The 16,331-nt window shown below is 36.2% G+C and carries 17 protein-coding genes; 9 read left to right on the forward strand and 8 right to left on the reverse strand.

Features of this window, described 5'->3' with window-relative positions; all coding sequences use genetic code 11:
• Positions 1-159: 159 nt before the first annotated feature.
• The 3 genes from obgE to DRF65_RS25505 form a co-directional block, all read right to left on the reverse strand.
• Entirely contained in the window at positions 160-1,143 is a 984-nt protein-coding gene (gene obgE, locus DRF65_RS25495) for a GTPase ObgE (protein ID WP_115973524.1), read from the reverse strand.
• A 65-nt stretch (positions 1,144-1,208) separates the two neighbouring features.
• Positions 1,209-1,787, reverse strand: coding sequence for an adenylate kinase (locus tag DRF65_RS25500; protein WP_115973525.1), 579 nt, complete (start codon positions 1,785-1,787; stop codon positions 1,209-1,211).
• A 123-nt stretch (positions 1,788-1,910) separates the two neighbouring features.
• On the reverse strand, positions 1,911-2,465 hold the full coding sequence (locus DRF65_RS25505; RefSeq protein WP_115973526.1) for a phosphoribosyltransferase: 555 nt from the start codon (positions 2,463-2,465) through the stop codon (positions 1,911-1,913).
• A gap of 195 nt (positions 2,466-2,660) precedes the next feature.
• On the opposite strand from DRF65_RS25505, the gene DRF65_RS25510 reads away from it, so the two are divergent.
• Entirely contained in the window at positions 2,661-4,253 is a 1,593-nt protein-coding gene (locus tag DRF65_RS25510) for an ABC-F family ATP-binding cassette domain-containing protein (protein ID WP_115973527.1), read from the forward strand.
• A 69-nt stretch (positions 4,254-4,322) separates the two neighbouring features.
• Here DRF65_RS25510 and DRF65_RS25515 read toward each other — a convergent pair whose 3' ends face one another.
• From DRF65_RS25515 to DRF65_RS25535, 5 genes are all read right to left on the reverse strand, one after another.
• Entirely contained in the window at positions 4,323-4,895 is a 573-nt protein-coding gene (locus DRF65_RS25515; protein WP_115973528.1) for a hypothetical protein, read from the reverse strand.
• Positions 4,896-4,911: 16 nt separating this feature from the next.
• Positions 4,912-5,430, reverse strand: coding sequence for a HEAT repeat domain-containing protein (locus DRF65_RS25520; protein ID WP_115973529.1), 519 nt, complete (start codon positions 5,428-5,430; stop codon positions 4,912-4,914).
• An 11-nt stretch (positions 5,431-5,441) separates the two neighbouring features.
• The gene (locus tag DRF65_RS25525) at positions 5,442-5,705 is read right to left on the reverse strand and encodes a zinc ribbon domain-containing protein (RefSeq protein ID WP_115973530.1); all 264 of its coding nucleotides are present in this window, start codon (positions 5,703-5,705) and stop codon (positions 5,442-5,444) included.
• 237 nt (positions 5,706-5,942) lie between these two features.
• A complete protein-coding gene (locus DRF65_RS25530; RefSeq protein WP_115973531.1) occupies positions 5,943-6,623 on the reverse strand; it encodes a helix-turn-helix transcriptional regulator in 681 nt (226 codons plus the stop codon).
• A gap of 265 nt (positions 6,624-6,888) precedes the next feature.
• A complete protein-coding gene (locus tag DRF65_RS25535) occupies positions 6,889-7,821 on the reverse strand; it encodes an alpha/beta fold hydrolase (protein WP_115973532.1) in 933 nt (310 codons plus the stop codon).
• A gap of 640 nt (positions 7,822-8,461) precedes the next feature.
• Between DRF65_RS25535 and DRF65_RS25545 the strand changes: the two genes are divergently transcribed.
• From DRF65_RS25545 to lepB, 8 genes are all read left to right on the forward strand, one after another.
• Complete coding sequence (locus DRF65_RS25545) at positions 8,462-9,748, forward strand: adenylosuccinate synthase (protein ID WP_115973534.1); 1,287 nt, start codon at positions 8,462-8,464, stop codon at positions 9,746-9,748.
• Between the two features lie 159 nt (positions 9,749-9,907).
• A complete protein-coding gene (locus tag DRF65_RS25550) occupies positions 9,908-10,198 on the forward strand; it encodes a hypothetical protein (RefSeq protein ID WP_115973535.1) in 291 nt (96 codons plus the stop codon).
• A gap of 197 nt (positions 10,199-10,395) precedes the next feature.
• A complete protein-coding gene (locus DRF65_RS25555; protein ID WP_115973536.1) occupies positions 10,396-11,235 on the forward strand; it encodes a hypothetical protein in 840 nt (279 codons plus the stop codon).
• Between the two features lie 163 nt (positions 11,236-11,398).
• Positions 11,399-12,172 (forward strand): ParA family protein, encoded by a 774-nt coding sequence (locus DRF65_RS25560; RefSeq protein ID WP_115973537.1) that lies wholly within the window; start codon positions 11,399-11,401, stop codon positions 12,170-12,172.
• A 70-nt stretch (positions 12,173-12,242) separates the two neighbouring features.
• Positions 12,243-13,133: a ParB/RepB/Spo0J family partition protein gene (locus DRF65_RS25565; protein WP_115973538.1), complete on the forward strand. Its 891-nt coding sequence runs from the start codon at positions 12,243-12,245 to the stop codon at positions 13,131-13,133.
• The gene (locus DRF65_RS25570) at positions 13,134-13,775 is read left to right on the forward strand and encodes a DUF5683 domain-containing protein (protein WP_115973539.1); all 642 of its coding nucleotides are present in this window, start codon (positions 13,134-13,136) and stop codon (positions 13,773-13,775) included.
• Between the two features lie 58 nt (positions 13,776-13,833).
• A complete protein-coding gene (gene dapB / locus DRF65_RS25575; protein WP_115973540.1) occupies positions 13,834-14,535 on the forward strand; it encodes a 4-hydroxy-tetrahydrodipicolinate reductase in 702 nt (233 codons plus the stop codon).
• Positions 14,536-14,658: 123 nt separating this feature from the next.
• Positions 14,659-16,308 carry a signal peptidase I gene (lepB, locus tag DRF65_RS25580; RefSeq protein WP_115973541.1) on the forward strand — a complete coding sequence of 550 codons (1,650 nt, stop codon included), beginning with the start codon at positions 14,659-14,661 and terminating at the stop codon, positions 16,306-16,308.
• The last annotated feature ends 23 nt before the right edge of the window (positions 16,309-16,331 follow it).

The raw sequence follows: 16,331 nt of genomic DNA on the forward strand, positions 1-16,331 counted from the left end.
TACAATTTCTTTAGACACTTTCAATAACCATTCCAATCTAAAACATACGGAAAATAAAATTGGAAAAATAGGAGAGTATTATTAAAGGCTAAAAAATAAAGAGAAACAAAACTGCTCCTCTTTATTAATATTTTTTAAAATCAAATTCTCAATCTGAAATTATCCGTGTAGCTGTTTCCAGATAGCATCCTTCAGTTCTACAAGACCTTCTCCGGTAACTCCTGAAAAGAATAAAGGTTGTTTATTCTCCGGGAACTCCGCTGCAATTTCCTTTTTAAGTTCATCATCCAAAAGATCGGATTTTGAAACAGAAATAATGAAGTCTTTATCTAAAAGCTCAGGATTATATTCTTTTAATTCATTTTCCAGTACCTTAAATTCCTGGAAGTGATCTTCAGAATCTGCAGGAATTAAAAACAACAGGATAGAGTTTCTTTCAATATGTCTCAGGAATCTGTGTCCTAATCCTTTTCCTTCTGCTGCTCCTTCAATAATTCCTGGAATATCGGCCATTACAAATGATTTGTAATTTCTGTAATCCACAATTCCAAGGTTTGGAGTCAGGGTTGTAAAGGCATAGTTAGCAATTTTAGGCTTTGCTGCAGAAACAGAAGCTAGAAGTGTAGATTTTCCGGCATTCGGGAATCCAACCAATCCTACATCGGCCAAAATTTTAAGCTCAAAGACTACATAGCCTTCCTGGCTATCCATTCCTGGTTGAGCATATCTTGGAGTTTGATTGGTAGAAGATTTGAAGAATTCGTTTCCTTTTCCTCCTTTTCCTCCTTCCATCAAAATGATTTCCTGCTTGTCTTCAAGGATCTCGCCGATAATTTCTCCTTCTTCATTTTTAGCGATTGTTCCAATAGGAACATCAATATAAATATCAGAACCATCAGCACCGGTAAGCTGGTTTTTGGCTCCGTTTTCACCACGCTCAGCTTTTATGTGGCGGGTGTATCGAAGCGGAAGTAAAGTCCATTCCTGAGCATTTCCTCTCATAATGACGTGTCCACCGCGACCTCCATCGCCACCATCGGGACCACCTTTAGGAATATACTTTTCACGGCGAAGGTGGGCAGAACCAGCACCTCCGTGTCCGCTTTTACAATGGATTTTTACGTAATCTACAAAGTTAGACATATAGTATTTGTTACGAGTTGCGAGCTACGGGACGAAAAATACGTATCCCGTATCCCGAATCTCGATTATTTAATTTTCTCTACCTCAGCGAAAAGTTTCTGGGAAATTTCGTTAATTTCACCTACACCGTTTACTTCAACATATTTACCTTGTTGCTTGTAAAGTTCGGCTACTTCTGCTGTTTTAGTATAATATTCTTTAATTCTGTTTTCAATGATCTCTACATTGCTGTCGTCTGATCTTCCGCTGGTTTCCCCTCTTTTCAGAAGTCTTTCCACCAAAATTTTATCCTCTACGATTAATGAAAGACAAATGTCAATATCATCATTAAGTTCTTCTTTAACGATTTTTTCCAACGCTTCTGTCTGAGCAGTAGTTCTTGGATATCCATCAAAGATAAAACCATTAGTGTCGGTAGGTTTTCTGATCTCATCAATCAGCATATCTGTTGTTACCTGATCCGGAACCAATTCTCCCTTATCGATGTAAGACTTAGCCAGTTTTCCTAGTTCGGTGTCATTTTTCATGTTGTATCTGAAAAGATCACCTGTTGAAACCTGTTTTAAGTTGAATTTTTCGATTAGATTCTGAGCTTGTGTTCCTTTTCCACTTCCTGGAGGGCCGAACAGAACAATGTTTATCATAATGTTGTTTCGCTTCCGGCAATTGGCAAGTGCTTCTTGCTTTTAGCTTTATTTAGTTAATATTTTACTTTATTTCGATTTAATATTTAAAGCTAAAAGCCAGTAGCTGATAGCTATAGGCATTTAATGATTAATTTGTCCGTCTTCTAATTGGTACAAATTAGGTAGGTTTCTTCCCAATTCATCGTAATCCAATCCATAACCAAGAACAAATTTATTTGGAATCTCTCTTCCAATATAGTCCAGTTTGAAGTCCTTCTTGTAAATCTCAGGCTTCAGTAAGAAACTAGCCAGCTTTACAGATTTAGGACGTTGTGTTTCCTGAAAATATTTGAACAGACTTTCAACCGTATTTCCTGTATCAACGATATCTTCTACAAGAATAATGTGACGGTCTTTTACATCTTTTGTCAGCTCCATTTTTTGATAAACAATCCCTGTAGACTCAGTTCCTACGTAAGAACTCATTTGAAGGAAAGCGATTTCGCATTCCCCAGGATAATATTTTAAAAGATCTGAGAAGAACATGATAACCCCATTCAAAACACCAATGAAAACAGGAACTTCGTCTTTGTAATCTTCATAAATTCTTAATGCTGTCTCTTTTACAATTTCCTGAATTTCGGCATCCTTTAAATAAGGAACGAAAGTTTTGTCGTGAACTTTAATACTTTCCATAAAAAATTTTAGTAGTTGGCAAAGTTACGGATTTTAGATTTTTCATTAAAATCTTTTTGTGTTTAATCACCGTTTTATACTATATTTGTTCTTTCGAACCCATAAATACAGACATGTAGGATATAATTTCTTTCAGATTCAATGAAGCGGTAGCCCATGAGTTACCGGTGTTTAACCTTTATTAAGAAAGAAATCATGATTTTACTGCAAAATATATCCTTTGGGTTTCCGGGAGGAGATCTCCTTTTTAATCATATCAATTTAACAGTACCATCTCATACCAAATCAGCTTTGGTAGGAAGCAACGGCATGGGAAAATCTACCCTGCTGAAAATTATAGCAAATGAAATACAGCCATTAGAGGGAAGTGTAAACATTCAGGGTGAAATTTTCTATGTTCCCCAAATGTTCGGAAATTTTAATCATTTAACGATCGCAGAGTGTCTGAATATAGATCAAAAGCTTTTTGCCCTTGAAAAAATAACAAGTGGGGAAGTGGATGAACATTATTTTGAACTACTGAATGACGACTGGGATATTGAAGAACGCTGTCAGAATGCACTACAATATTGGAATCTTCAGGATTTTGACTTAAACCAAAAACTAGAGGGATTGAGTGGCGGACAGAAGACCAAGGTTTTTCTTGCCGGAATTCAGATCAATCAGCCTGAGATTATTATTTTGGATGAACCTACCAATCATCTGGATCTGGAAGGAAGAAAACTCCTGTATGACCTGATTGAAAAAGTAAGTGCTACCGTTGTTATTGTAAGCCATGACCGGACATTGCTGAACCTTGTCGATACAATTTTTGAACTAAGTAATCAGGGAATTGCTACCTATGGCGGAAATTATGATTTCTACACAGAGCAGAAGGAAGTGGAGGATGAAGCTTTACAAAATGATATTCATGCCAAAGAACGGGCATTGAAAAAAGCAAAAGAAAAAGAACGGGAAACTCTGGAACGAAAACAAAAGCTTGATGCCAGAGGAAAACAGAAACAGGAAAAATCCGGCGTGGCCAGAATTATGATGAATACACTTCGGAACAATGCAGAAAAAAATACCTCAAAACTGAAAAGTGTACATACAGAAAAGATCAGTGGTATCTCAGGAGATCTGAGAGATTTACGTTCCTCTGTAAAGAATACTGATCAGATGAAAGTCAATTTCAATGATTCCGGTTTACATTCCGGGAAGATTTTAATTACAGCAGAGCATATTAATTTTAGTTATAGTGAAGAAAAGCTCTGGAAAGAGAATCTTGATCTTGAAGTACGAAGTGGAGACAGAATTTCAATTAAAGGCTCCAATGGTTCAGGAAAAACTACTTTGATAAAGCTTCTTTTGGGAAGTATAAAACCTTCCATCGGAAATATCAGTATTACTGAGTTCAACAGTATTTATATCGATCAGGAATATTCATTGATTGATAATGAGCTCACATTATATGATTTTGTACAAACATTCAATGACAGCGCTTTGCAGGAATCGGAAGTGAAGACCTTATTGTCACGGTTTTTATTCAGTAAAGAAACCTGGGATAAAAAATGCGGTGTTTTAAGTGGAGGAGAACGGCTGAGACTGCTTCTTTGCGGGCTTTCCATCAGTAATAAAGCTCCGGATATGATGATTCTTGATGAACCTACCAATAATCTGGATTTGCAGAATGTAGAAATTCTGACCAACTCTATTAAAGATTATCGCGGGACGCTGCTGGTGATCTCGCATGATGAAGTGTTTCTTGAAGAGATTGGAGTGAGCCGTGAGATTTTATTGGGCTCATAAAATATTTATATATTATTTGTCATTCTGCAGAAATCTTTATGTGTAAAAGATTTCTGCGGGACGACAAAATTATTTAGCTTCTGACAATGTCCAGTTGAAATAGATATCTGTGTTAATAAGATCAATAAGAACATCAGCCAAATCATGAGAAAAATATTTACCTAAGTTGATAGGAGTCTGTTTTAAAATTTCTTCCAATTGTTCTTTAGTGTAATAATGAAAATGTGTTTTATTGTTTTCATCCAGAGTAGAATATTCAATTCTGTTTCTTAATAAAACGGTGATCAGGTTATTAAGATCTTCACCATCATCATCTCTGTATATATCATTGATTATTAAATGGTAATTGTTGTTTTGGATATTATATTCTTTATAGAAAATTTTTATTAACCTTTCCTTATTTAATTTGGTGACTACCTCAATAAGAGCTTGTTTTACTCCTGTAGCACTTCCATATTCAAATATTCTTCCATCCTTTTTTACAAGAAGTATTGGCCCTTGACCTATTAACATTATTTTTTTATCTTTTGCTTGATAACCGAAGACAAAGATGTCATCATAATCTTCTGTGTAACTAACTTCAACATGATCCCCTGCATTATTCAGGACATATTCTTCGGCTGTTTTTATAAACTCATTCATGTTTTTTTATAGCATTTTATTTTTTGGTTTTCTTAATCGCATCCAGATAAATTTTCTTGATGCTGTTCTTTTCCTCTTTTTCACTAATATTCTCAAGTGCAGGAAGAAGAGTCTTATTGTGTGGAGTTTTCAGTTTCAGTATTTCTCCCAATGCAAAAGCAGCGCTCCAACGGACAACTGTTCCTTCATGCTCAGTGTTTGCTGTCAGATTGGTGATGGCCATGTCCAGATTCTCGGGGAATAACTGAGCGGTGTTACCAATCACTTTAGCGCTTTCCCATTTTATTCTGGGAGCTTTTTCAGTAAGGGTATTGGTGATAAAAGTGAATACGGTTTCGTCTGCCAGGTTAGGGTTTTGCTTGGTAGCATATTCCATAGCTTCTATGCAGGTCCCTTTTACCGGGTCTTTTGCTTTCTCAGCAAAAGCAATCAGTTCATCTGTTGGCAGAGAAGTATCAATAATCCATTTGCTGATGATTTCTGTTTTTTCCTTTGCTTTGGAAGTCTTGTCTTTAAAAAGTTCTTCTATAGTCATGGTGTTGATTTTTAATTTTTCCAGCGTTCTAATTTAGGAATTCCTTTTGAAAATAAACTGGCCAGAAAACCGGGAAACCCTATATCCTTCATTTTATTTTTTACAAATTCCTGCATTTCCGGTGCTGTGATATTTGATTGTTTGAACTGTCCTTTTTCATAGCAATAATCACAATATTTTGTGCTGATAGAACCGTCAGTATTGGTTCCGCCTCCGTTGGGTGATTTTTTCAGAGGCATCCCACAGCTCTGGCAATTTTTGTATACTTTATCCATGTTGTATTATATGTTGGACAAAGGTAAATAAGGCAACTGTCAACCCTATGTCAGTCTGTTTTTTTATTTGAAAGGTAGTTGGGTGCTGGGAGATGGAAGTTGTGGAAGCCGGAGGCTGGGAGTAGATGTATATAGCTATTTATTCAGTTTATTTTTAAGAATAATTACAAAGGCTTTCAGAAGTTATTCACCTGGGAGAAACTTCCAGCATCCCTCTTCCTGCTCCCATCCTATAAACTACGTCAAAGAATTAATATACTCCTCAAGGGTAAAATGCATCTCTTTTTTGAATGGCTGATCCGCATTCTTCAAGTCCTGAATCTGCAAAACCTTAAAATCCCGGTATTCCTTTCTTTTCCAGCACCATGCAATCAGATGCCATTGGTTGGTGTAAAAGCTCATACCGATAGGTTCAATTTCCCTTTCACTGGTTTCGTTTGAATTGTTGAGATAGCTTATTTTTAAAATCTGCTTATCAACAATAGCATTCTGTATGATGGTAAGATAATCCTTGCTATGGTCGGTATCACGAGAAACATAAATGCCGATCTTTTCCTGTAACTGATCAGCTTTTTCCTTCTCGCTATATCGTAAGACCGATTTTATCTTGTCTATTGCATTGCCAACATTTTTCTGTATCGTTTTGTCTGTATAACGCTCAGAAAGTTTGGAAATTATAATTAAAGCATTGGCTTCATCACTGGTCAGAAGAACAGGAGGAAGAAAGAAGCCCTGCAAAACGGTATAGCCTTTCTGCGGTTCATAATCAATAGGAACTCCAATTTCACCCAAAGCTTTAATATCCCTGTAAACCGTTCTGATGCTGATTTCATATTTGTCAGCAATATAATCAGCGGTTACAAACTTTTTAGATTGCAGGGTGGTAAGCACGGAAATCAGTCGGTCAATTCTGTTCATTATTTAAAGCATGAGATTCAAAAATATAAAATTATTGAATATGGTGACCATTTCGGGCGCAGCGCAGCAATCTCAGCACATACAAGTTCTCCCAGATCTTGCAAATATATCCATAGACATCAGCGAAATCTGTATAATCTGTAGGAATATCATGAATATTAAACTTTTTGAATGGATTATTGAAAGCAATGGAGGGTAAAACTTGGTTAGAATAAATGTAAATAGCTTTTGTAACTAAGAAAAAATCTGCAAAACCAGCGAGAGTCTATTTACAATGTTTCAAGATCCAATCATAAATCCCGTTCAGTACCTGCTCCCATATTTCCTCATTTAAAATCTCATGACGCATTTCTGGATAGACCTTCACATTTACATCCTGAAAGCCATCAGCTTTTAAATTGTTAACAGTAACTATCACTCCCTTGCTGAAATCACCAATCGGATCATTCTGCCCGCTTACAAACAGAAAAGGAAATGACGGAGAAATAGCAGCAGCCCAATCCCTTGAGGTCGCTCTTTTATAAACCGTAAACAGAGTATAAAAAGCATTGTGAGTAAAAGGAATTCCACACAACTCATCTTGTTCGAAATTTTTTCTGTTCTTAGGATTAACACTGAGCCAGCTTGTATCACCAAAGTCTTTATCATCTTTAAAATGCTTATTGTTTACCTTGGTAAAAACAGAATTTAAAAAAGTACGATGTCGTGGAGCGATCATATTGGCCAAAGATAAATATCCTCTTAATAGGTCAATTCCCGGTAAAGGTCCACCAGTTCCTGTGATGATTGCTCCAGCAAATTTATGACTGGCCTTCTGAAGTAGACAACGCGTAATAAATGATCCCATGGAATGCCCCAAAATAAAATGGGGAACATCCGGATATTGTACTGCAAGATGATCTGCCATCATTTCTGCATCAGCAATCAATCTTTCATCCGGTTTTTCAAGCTGGAAGAACCCGATATCCTTTTTCTCTTTTACAGATTTGCCATGGCCTAGATGGTCATAAGTCAGTACTGCAATTCCGTGATTGGCAAAATATTCTGCTATTTCAGCATATCTTCCACTGTGTTCCTGCATGCCGTGAACGATGAGGAGAGTGGCTTTTGCTGTTTGTGGAATAAACGGAGTGTAGTAAAGCTGGGAGGCTTTGTTGGAGTTGGAGGGAATGTATGCTGATTTTTGAGATACTGGCATAATAGCTTATTTAGATGCTAATCAAAGATAAGGAATAAAAAATGTTTTAATTAATGGAAACTATTCCTCTTTTTTTATTGATGTTGCCCACAATTTTTTATTCAGCATATATTTTTTTTCTATACTTAGATTTGGAATAGTCCAACCGAAATCAGTTTGGCTTTTGTCAATGAGACTTAGTGAGTAAATTTTATCTTTTTCAAAAAAATGATTCCCATAAAGTTCTGGGCATTTAACTATAATGGGAATTTTTTTATCTGTATAGTTTTTTAAATTTGAATTAATAATTTCAAATTCTATAATTGTAGCATAAGCTATATATATCCACAATTTGGAGGAAGAGAAATATTATTAACTATTCTTCCTGTTACTTCATACTTTCGGACTGTAGTTCGTTTGGTGGAAAAACTCAAAGAAATCACTAGAATAAGTGTGAGAGGGAGTAAAATAATATTTTTCATTTTAAATATTTGATAGTAAATATAGGCGGTTTTAAGAAGATGCAAAAGTAAAATAACCATAAATAAGATAATGTTCAACCTCATGATTTTCACCCCACCCCAAAATAAATATCCCCTATAATTTGGCTGTCATTTTTTTTAAAAGTAATTTTGCACGAATCTTAAAACAAAAGTAAAATATGTCAACTTATGTAGTTGTAGGTCTTCAGTATGGAGATGAAGGTAAAGGTAAAATCACGGATGTTTTATCAGCAAAATCTGACTATGTAGTGCGTTTCCAAGGGGGAGACAACGCTGGTCACACGGTATATGTTGGTGAAGAAAAATTCGTTCTACACCTTCTTCCTTCAGGAGTTCTTCAATGCAAAGGGAAATGTATCATTGCGAACGGAGTAGTGGTAAACCCTAAGTCTTTTATTAGAGAAGTTGGTCAGATCGAGAGCAAAAACTTGAGAACAGATCACATTTTTATAAGCAGAAGAGCGCATGTTATCATGCCTTACCACATCCTTTTGGATACTTACCGTGAAGAGGAACACGGCGGAACTCAGATCGGAACAACCAAAAAAGGAATCGGACCTTGCTATGAAGATAAAATCGCAAGAGTCGGAATCAGAATGGTTGACCTATTGAACCCTGAAATTTTAAGAGATAAAATTGAGAAAAACTTAAAAGTTAAGAACTCTCTTTTTGAAAAATATTACGGAAAACCGACATTAGACGTTGAAGAAATCTATAACGAATATTTAGAAATCGGAAAACAGCTTCAGGACAGAATCGTTGATACTGAATTAGAGCTAAACGAGGCAATCAGAGACGGTAAAAATGTTTTATTTGAAGGAGCACAGGCATTAATGCTTGATATCGACTTCGGTACATATCCGTATGTAACTTCATCTTCTCCATCTACAGGAGGGGTTTGTTCAGGAGCAGGAGTTCCACCAACATCACTTCAAAACCTGATCGGTGTAGCAAAAGCATACTGTACAAGAGTAGGAAACGGACCTTTCCCATCTGAATTAGACAATGAATTAGGAGAAAAGATCAGACAGATCGGTGGTGAATTCGGAGCTACTACAGGGAGACCAAGAAGAACAGGTTGGTTAGACCTTGTTTCTTTAAAGCATGCTTGTATGATCAACGGGATCAATAACCTTGTGATTACTAAACTTGACGTTCTTACAGGAATTGAAAACCTTAAAATCGTTACGCATTACAAAACTGAAGACGGGAAAATTATCGATTACTTTACTTCGTCAACAGAGAAGCTATACAACTATGAGCCAATCTACCAGGATTTACCAGGTTGGGCGGAAGATATCACAAAAGCTAGAAGCTATGATGAACTTCCTGATAACGCTCAGAAATACATCGAGTTTATCGAAAAATATTTAGGAATTAATGTATACTTAGTTTCTGTAGGTCCTGAAAGAAGTCAGAACATCATCAGAAAAGAATTATTCTAATATTCTTAGAACATATATAAAAAGAGACTGTCAGATTTGATGGTCTCTTTTTTTGTTTGCTATCTATGTCAGGGTTTTAAACCTTGACATGGATGATTATGTATTTTCGAAATATTGAAGTTATTAAAAACTCTTATATTTAATCTTATATATAATCGGATGGAAAACAATAAATTGCCTCAATCTGCCATGAACAATATTGTAATTAGCTTATACTTTACCATTGCATATGCTGTTTTACTAAGTGTTTATTTAGGATTTCCAATAAATATCCGCAGTAATTTTTTGCTGATGTTATTTGTTGTTTGCAGTTTACTGTTTAGTGTTGCTGCTATATATTTTGCTGCTAAAAGTTATAAGGAAGCAAAGATCAGTTCGGTCATTCTCATTATTATCAATGCACTGGGGCTATTAATACCATTGATAATGTTGCTGATGATTTTTACATAATCCAATACTTTGAACGATTTTAAGCGTATATTTTTACTATTTGAAATGTTAAATTTTAAACATTTTCATAAAATTTTATAATATTATGTTGTTTTGGTAAAATTCTGGCAAATATTTTGATATTGAAACATTGCTTATCGATAAGAACTAATCAAACTAATAATCACATTTTTTTAACAGTTTAAATAGTAATAGTGATGAAACACCAGAACCAAAACCAGGAGTTTCGTTTTAACGAAGTCCTTTTTGAGCACCGAAATAAGCAATACGGTGCTTATGTATTAAGAAACGAATCAGATAGAATATTAACCAAAGCACTTTTTATAGGAGTAAGTTTAATGGCTGCCGTCTCTATTACACCAGTTGTAATATCAGCTTTTAAAGGCCCGGAGATTTTGCACACTTCTTGTGATGTTGGTCTGATTAATATTCAAAATGTAGATACTCCAGAAGTAGCGCCTCCTGTAGAAATTATAAAACCAGCAACTGCTCCCGATAAAAGAACATTTGACAGTACAGTGCCTACACCATCAAGTACAGCACAGGATAATGTGAAAAAAGATGCTGTTCCTGATGATGCTGTGGCAGGCTTTACAGATCATTTTAAAGGAGATGTAGTAGCTCCGAATATGCCAACAACGGCACATGTGGGATCAGGGCCGGTAATCAATACTCCACCGCCGGTAATTTCAGAGCCGGTAGATAAAAGCAAAATCGTAGATGCAGGCGATCTTGGAGTGGAAGCAAATTTTAAAGGAGGGATAGATTCTTTCAGAAATAAAGTCATGAACAGCTTCGACGGTTCAGGAATTGAATCAGAAGAAATAATAAAAACTACGGTTACATTCATTGTAGAAATGGATGGAACAATTTCAGGGGTAAAAGCTAACGGAACCAACGCCGATTTTAATAATGAGGCAATCAGAACAGTGAAGGCAATTTCAAACAAAGGAATCTGGATTCCTGCCAAAAACAAAAAAGGTGAATTTGTAAGAAGTTACTTCAAATTTCCAATCTCCATGAAGTTTGATAATTAATATCAAAAATCAATTTTTAATAGTTATCCACAAAGATTTTTTTTTGTGGATAATTTTTTTTATTGTTAAATTGCTTATTAACAGTATTTTAACTCAATTTTGATTTTCTCTATCTATCGGGAGCAAAGAAAAAAGTGTATTTTTGAAACTTAAAGTTCTAATAATGGCAAAAATCATAGGTATTGCTAATCAAAAAGGTGGGGTAGGAAAAACTACTACCGCTGTAAACTTAGCAGCAGCATTAGGAGTATTGGAAAAGAAAATATTGATCATTGACGCTGACCCTCAGGCCAATGCTACATCTGGCTTGGGAGTAGAAGATGTTCAGTATTCCACATATAATCTACTGGAGCATAGTGCAGATACAAGAACCTGTATCAAAAGAACGGCAACGCCGAATCTGGATATTATTCCATCACACATTGACCTGGTAGCAGCGGAGATCGAATTGGTAGACAAAGAAGATCGTGAATATATGCTGAAAAAGGCTCTGGCCAGTGTAAGAGATGACTATGATTACATTATCATAGACTGTGCGCCGAGTTTAGGTCTGATTACAGTAAACGCTCTTACCGCAGCAGATTCTGTGATTATCCCCATTCAATGTGAGTACTTTGCATTAGAAGGACTTGGAAAACTTTTGAATACCGTTAAAAATGTTCAGAAGATCCATAACAAAGATCTTGGAATAGAAGGTCTTCTTTTAACGATGTATGACAGCCGATTAAGACTGTCTAATCAGGTAGTGGAAGAAGTCAATCTTCACTTTCCGGAAATGGTTTTTGAAACCATCATCAGCAGAAATGTAAGATTGAGCGAAGCACCGAGTTTTGGAGAAAGTATCCTGAACTATGATGCAGAAAGTAAAGGGGCTGTTCAGTATATTCAGTTAGCTGAAGAAGTTCTTTTAAAGAACGAAAACTTAATAAAGAATTAAATTTAATAATAAATGGCCAATAGGTGAGAGGTAATCATCACTTAGCAAACATCATTTATCAATTATATCTATGAAGGACAAAAAAAGAGCTATGGGACGCGGCTTGGGCGCCATTTTAAGTGCAGAATCCAAAGCAACTGTCAATTCCGCTACAGATGAGGGAGCAGATAAGTTTGTGGGAAATATTGTAGAAGTTGCGCTTGAAGATATATATCCGAACCCGACGCAGCCGAGAACTTATTTTGATGAAAAAGCATTAGAAGAATTAGCACAGTCTATTAAAAACTTAGGGATAATCCAGCCGATTACGTTAAGAAAAGACGGTGAGAAATTCGAGATCATATCAGGGGAAAGACGTTACAGAGCAAGTAAAATTGCAGGTTTAGCGACTGTTCCTGCGTATATTCGTTTGGTAAACGATCAGGAGCTTCTTGAGATGGCTCTTGTAGAAAATATCCAGAGAGAAGATCTTGATGCCATCGAAATTGCCCTTACTTATCACAGGCTTTTGGAGGAGATCGGTCTGACTCAGGAAAACCTGAGCCAGAGAATAGGGAAAGATAGAAGTACTATTACCAATTCAATCAGATTGTTAAGGTTGAATCCGGATATCCAGAATGCTATCAGAAGTGGTGAGATTTCCGCTGGACACGGCAGAGCGATCATCAGTCTGGAAAGTGAAGAAGATCAGCAGGTTTTGTTTGATCTGATCATTAAAGAAAAATTGAATGTGCGTCAGGCTGAACAGGCTGCCGCTGCATTGAAAAATCCAAAATCTCAGGCTGCTAAAAAAGTAAATGCCGAGTTATCCAATAACTATAAAAGAGCCCAGAAGACCATCGCTGACATCCTGGATGTAAAAGTGGAGATCAAGGCTTCTGGAAATGGTAAAAAAGGTAAGATTGTTCTGGACTTCAAAAATGAAGAAGAGCTGGAATATATTTTATCCCATATTAAATAAATGAAGAAAATATTTTTCACATTTTTCTTGTGTATTGCTGTATTAGCTTACTCACAAGTTGCGCCTATTGATACTGTTCGGGTACAGACACCTCCGAAAGAGGAATTTCGTTTGACGAAACCTGCTACCAAAACAGAAGCCAAGATCATTGAAGATCTTGAAAAAGCCAATGGGCCTACCAGAAAAACAATAAAGCTTAATCCAACCAAAGCAGGACTGTATTCTGCAGTATTGCCGGGATTAGGCCAGTTTTATAATAAAAAATACTGGAAAATTCCAATTGTTTGGGGAGCTGTTGGAGCGGGAGTAGGTATTGCTGTATGGAATGATAATCAATACAGAAAATACCGCGAATATTATGTAGCCAAATTAAACGGGACACCTAATGAATTTGTGGATGCCCGCCCGTGGTTAGACAAGAAAGCCTTAGGGAATGCTCAGGACAGGGCAAAAAGACAAAGAGATTATGCGATTGCCATTACAGGATTGATCTATATTTTAAATATTGTAGATGCAGTAGTGGATGCCCATCTTTATGAGAGCCGCCATGATCCTGATTTAACCTTTAAGCCTTCAATGATCCAGGATCAATATGGTTTTGATACACCTAAAACAGGATTCGCTCTAAGTTATAGATTTTAATAGACAATACATACAAAAGCCGAAAGGTTGAATGTAACAATAAAATAAAAAAGATTACATGAAAATAGCATTAGTTGGTTATGGTAAAATGGGTAAAATCATTGATGAGATCGCACAGAAAAGAGGTCATGAAGTGGTTGCCCGACTGAAGGAAACCCCAACTGCTGAAAATCTGAACAATCCGGATGTTGTTATTGAATTTTCTTTACCGGAAGTTGCCTATGATAACATCAAAGCTTGTCTTGAAAATAAGATCCCTGTAATCTGTGGAACAACAGGCTGGCTGGAGAAAAAAGATGAAATAGAAAAACTTGCTGTAGACAACAATACAGCCTTTTTATATGGTTCTAATTTTAGTTTAGGCGTTAATTTATTCTTTGCTCTAAATGAAAAATTAGCTGATCTGATGAAGAATGTAAATGAATATTCTTGTCAGCTGGAAGAAATTCACCACATCCATAAAAAAGATGCCCCAAGCGGAACTGCAATCTCTATTGCAGAAGGAATCATTCATAATAATCCGAAATTTGAAGCTTGGAAACTGGAAGAAACAGAAGGTAAACAGCTTGGAATTTTCGCCGTTCGTGAAGATGAAGTTCCGGGAACTCACAGCGTTTACTACAGAAGTGAAGTGGATGAAATTGAGATCAAACATACTGCATTCAACCGAAATGGATTTGCATTAGGAGCAGTAGTCGCTGCCGAATGGATCAAAGATAAAAAAGGAAACTTCGGAATGAAGGACGTTTTAGGGCTTTAATTGTAACAAATTCTGTAAATTGCAGACCAATATGAAAATGATGAATAGTAAATAGCAGCGTGCTGTAATCGTTTATTACTCATCATTTATCATTTATATATTTAGAACAGGCACAAAAAAATTATGAATTATTTTTTAACTTATACAGTGTATGTCCTCATTTTATCTGTATTGATGGGGATTTCAACTTGGAAGTTGTTCAAGAAAATGGGCTATAGCCCTTTATTTGCATTTATACCTTTTTATAACTATTTCATTATCCTGAAAGAAACAAAACATCCGAAATGGTGGGCAATCCTTTCCTATCTTCCGATTGTAGGACCTATCATGATGTCTGTTTTCCATCTTTATTTAGTAAAGAAATTCGGGAAAACCCTTTTCAAGGATCAGATTCTTACTGTAATCCTTCCGTTCATTTATATGGCAACAATCAACTATTCCAAAGAAGTAGAATTAGAAGATGAAAATGCCAATGAGCTGTTTCTTACCGATGAAGAAAAAGAAGCAAAAAAGAAAGATACATTTTTGGGTTCTATTACGTTTGCAGTAGTATTTGCAACTATTATTCACGTTTTTGTAACGCAGCCGTTCGGGATTCCTACAGGTTCCATGGAGAGAACACTATTGGTAGGAGACTTCCTTTTCGTAAACAAATGGAGCTACGGATACAGACTTCCGATGCGTCCTGTAGCAATACCTTTCCTTCAGGGAACGATCATGGATACCGGACAGAAAGGAAACCCAAAAGATGATCCGAAATCCTATGTAGACGGAGTAAAATTACCTTATACAAGAATATTACAGTTCAGTAAACCTCAGAAAAATGATGTAGTTGTTTTCAACTATCCTCAGGATTCTGTTCATACAGCAATCGACAGAAAAGACCCTTATGTAAAAAGATGTGTGGCTACAGCCGGAGATACTTTTGAAATGAGAGCCGGAAGACTTTTTGTAAACGGAAAGCCGGAAACTGTTTTGGGAGATCAGGAAGTACAGCACAGATATATTGTGACTACTGATAGCCAGTTAGATATTCCTACACTATATAAAGCTTACGGGTTTTTACCGGTAGTAGAACAGCAGCAGAATAACGGAGGATTTATTTATGCTTTTCAGGGTCTTACAGATAAAACGGCTAAAGATATTAAAGGACTTCCTCACGTAACTGATATAACGGAAGATGTTTCCGTAAAAGGAGAAGCAGCAATAGCTTACAGAGATGAAGCCAGAACAAAAATCGATACTACACAGTCTATTTTCCCGGTTAACAAACCTTGGAATCAAGACTGGTACGGACCGGTAAGAATTCCTAAGAAAGGAGATGTGGTAGCAATCAACAATGAAACCCTTCCAATGTTCCAGTGGATTATTTCTGAATATGAGCATAACAGCTTAGAAAAGAAGAACGGAAAGATCTTTATCAATGGTAAAGAAGCTAATCAATATACTATTCAACAAGATTATTATATGATGGTGGGGGATAACAGAGATGCTTCATTAGATGCAAGATTCTTTGGCTTCGTTCCGGAAGAAAATATTGTCGGAAAGCCGATGTTTACATGGATGAGTGTTCAGGGAGCTTTTGCTGACAGCAGCTCCAGCTATCAGGCGCCATTCAAGATCCGTTGGGACAGAATGTTTAAAGCAACCAATACAGGAGAAGCTAATAAAACTTCATACTGGTGGATTGCTGCAATGATTTTAATATTATTCTTCGGTTGGGAATATTTTGTGAAATTATTCAAAAAGAATAAGACAGAAGACGAGTTATAAATAAAATTAAACTTAAAATAGAA

The sequence above is a fragment of the Chryseobacterium pennae genome (genome assembly GCF_003385515.1).
GTDB lineage: Bacteria > Bacteroidota > Bacteroidia > Flavobacteriales > Weeksellaceae > Chryseobacterium > Chryseobacterium pennae.

Coding starts and splice junctions, on each gene's coding strand:
- DRF65_RS25565 (WP_115973538.1), top strand. CDS start 12,243: ATGAAGGACAAAAAAAGAGCTATGGGACGCGGCTTGGGCGCCATTTTA.
- DRF65_RS25515 (WP_115973528.1), bottom strand. CDS start 4,895: ATGAATGAGTTTATAAAAACAGCCGAAGAATATGTCCTGAATAATGCA.
- DRF65_RS25550 (WP_115973535.1), top strand. CDS start 9,908: ATGGAAAACAATAAATTGCCTCAATCTGCCATGAACAATATTGTAATT.
- DRF65_RS25555 (WP_115973536.1), top strand. CDS start 10,396: ATGAAACACCAGAACCAAAACCAGGAGTTTCGTTTTAACGAAGTCCTT.
- DRF65_RS25530 (WP_115973531.1), bottom strand. CDS start 6,623: ATGAACAGAATTGACCGACTGATTTCCGTGCTTACCACCCTGCAATCT.
- DRF65_RS25525 (WP_115973530.1), bottom strand. CDS start 5,705: ATGGATAAAGTATACAAAAATTGCCAGAGCTGTGGGATGCCTCTGAAA.
- DRF65_RS25570 (WP_115973539.1), top strand. CDS start 13,134: ATGAAGAAAATATTTTTCACATTTTTCTTGTGTATTGCTGTATTAGCT.
- DRF65_RS25560 (WP_115973537.1), top strand. CDS start 11,399: ATGGCAAAAATCATAGGTATTGCTAATCAAAAAGGTGGGGTAGGAAAA.
- DRF65_RS25535 (WP_115973532.1), bottom strand. CDS start 7,821: ATGCCAGTATCTCAAAAATCAGCATACATTCCCTCCAACTCCAACAAA.
- obgE (WP_115973524.1), bottom strand. CDS start 1,143: ATGTCTAACTTTGTAGATTACGTAAAAATCCATTGTAAAAGCGGACAC.
- DRF65_RS25520 (WP_115973529.1), bottom strand. CDS start 5,430: ATGACTATAGAAGAACTTTTTAAAGACAAGACTTCCAAAGCAAAGGAA.
- DRF65_RS25500 (WP_115973525.1), bottom strand. CDS start 1,787: ATGATAAACATTGTTCTGTTCGGCCCTCCAGGAAGTGGAAAAGGAACA.
- DRF65_RS25505 (WP_115973526.1), bottom strand. CDS start 2,465: ATGGAAAGTATTAAAGTTCACGACAAAACTTTCGTTCCTTATTTAAAG.
- DRF65_RS25545 (WP_115973534.1), top strand. CDS start 8,462: ATGTCAACTTATGTAGTTGTAGGTCTTCAGTATGGAGATGAAGGTAAA.
- DRF65_RS25510 (WP_115973527.1), top strand. CDS start 2,661: ATGATTTTACTGCAAAATATATCCTTTGGGTTTCCGGGAGGAGATCTC.
- dapB (WP_115973540.1), top strand. CDS start 13,834: ATGAAAATAGCATTAGTTGGTTATGGTAAAATGGGTAAAATCATTGAT.
- lepB (WP_115973541.1), top strand. CDS start 14,659: ATGAATTATTTTTTAACTTATACAGTGTATGTCCTCATTTTATCTGTA.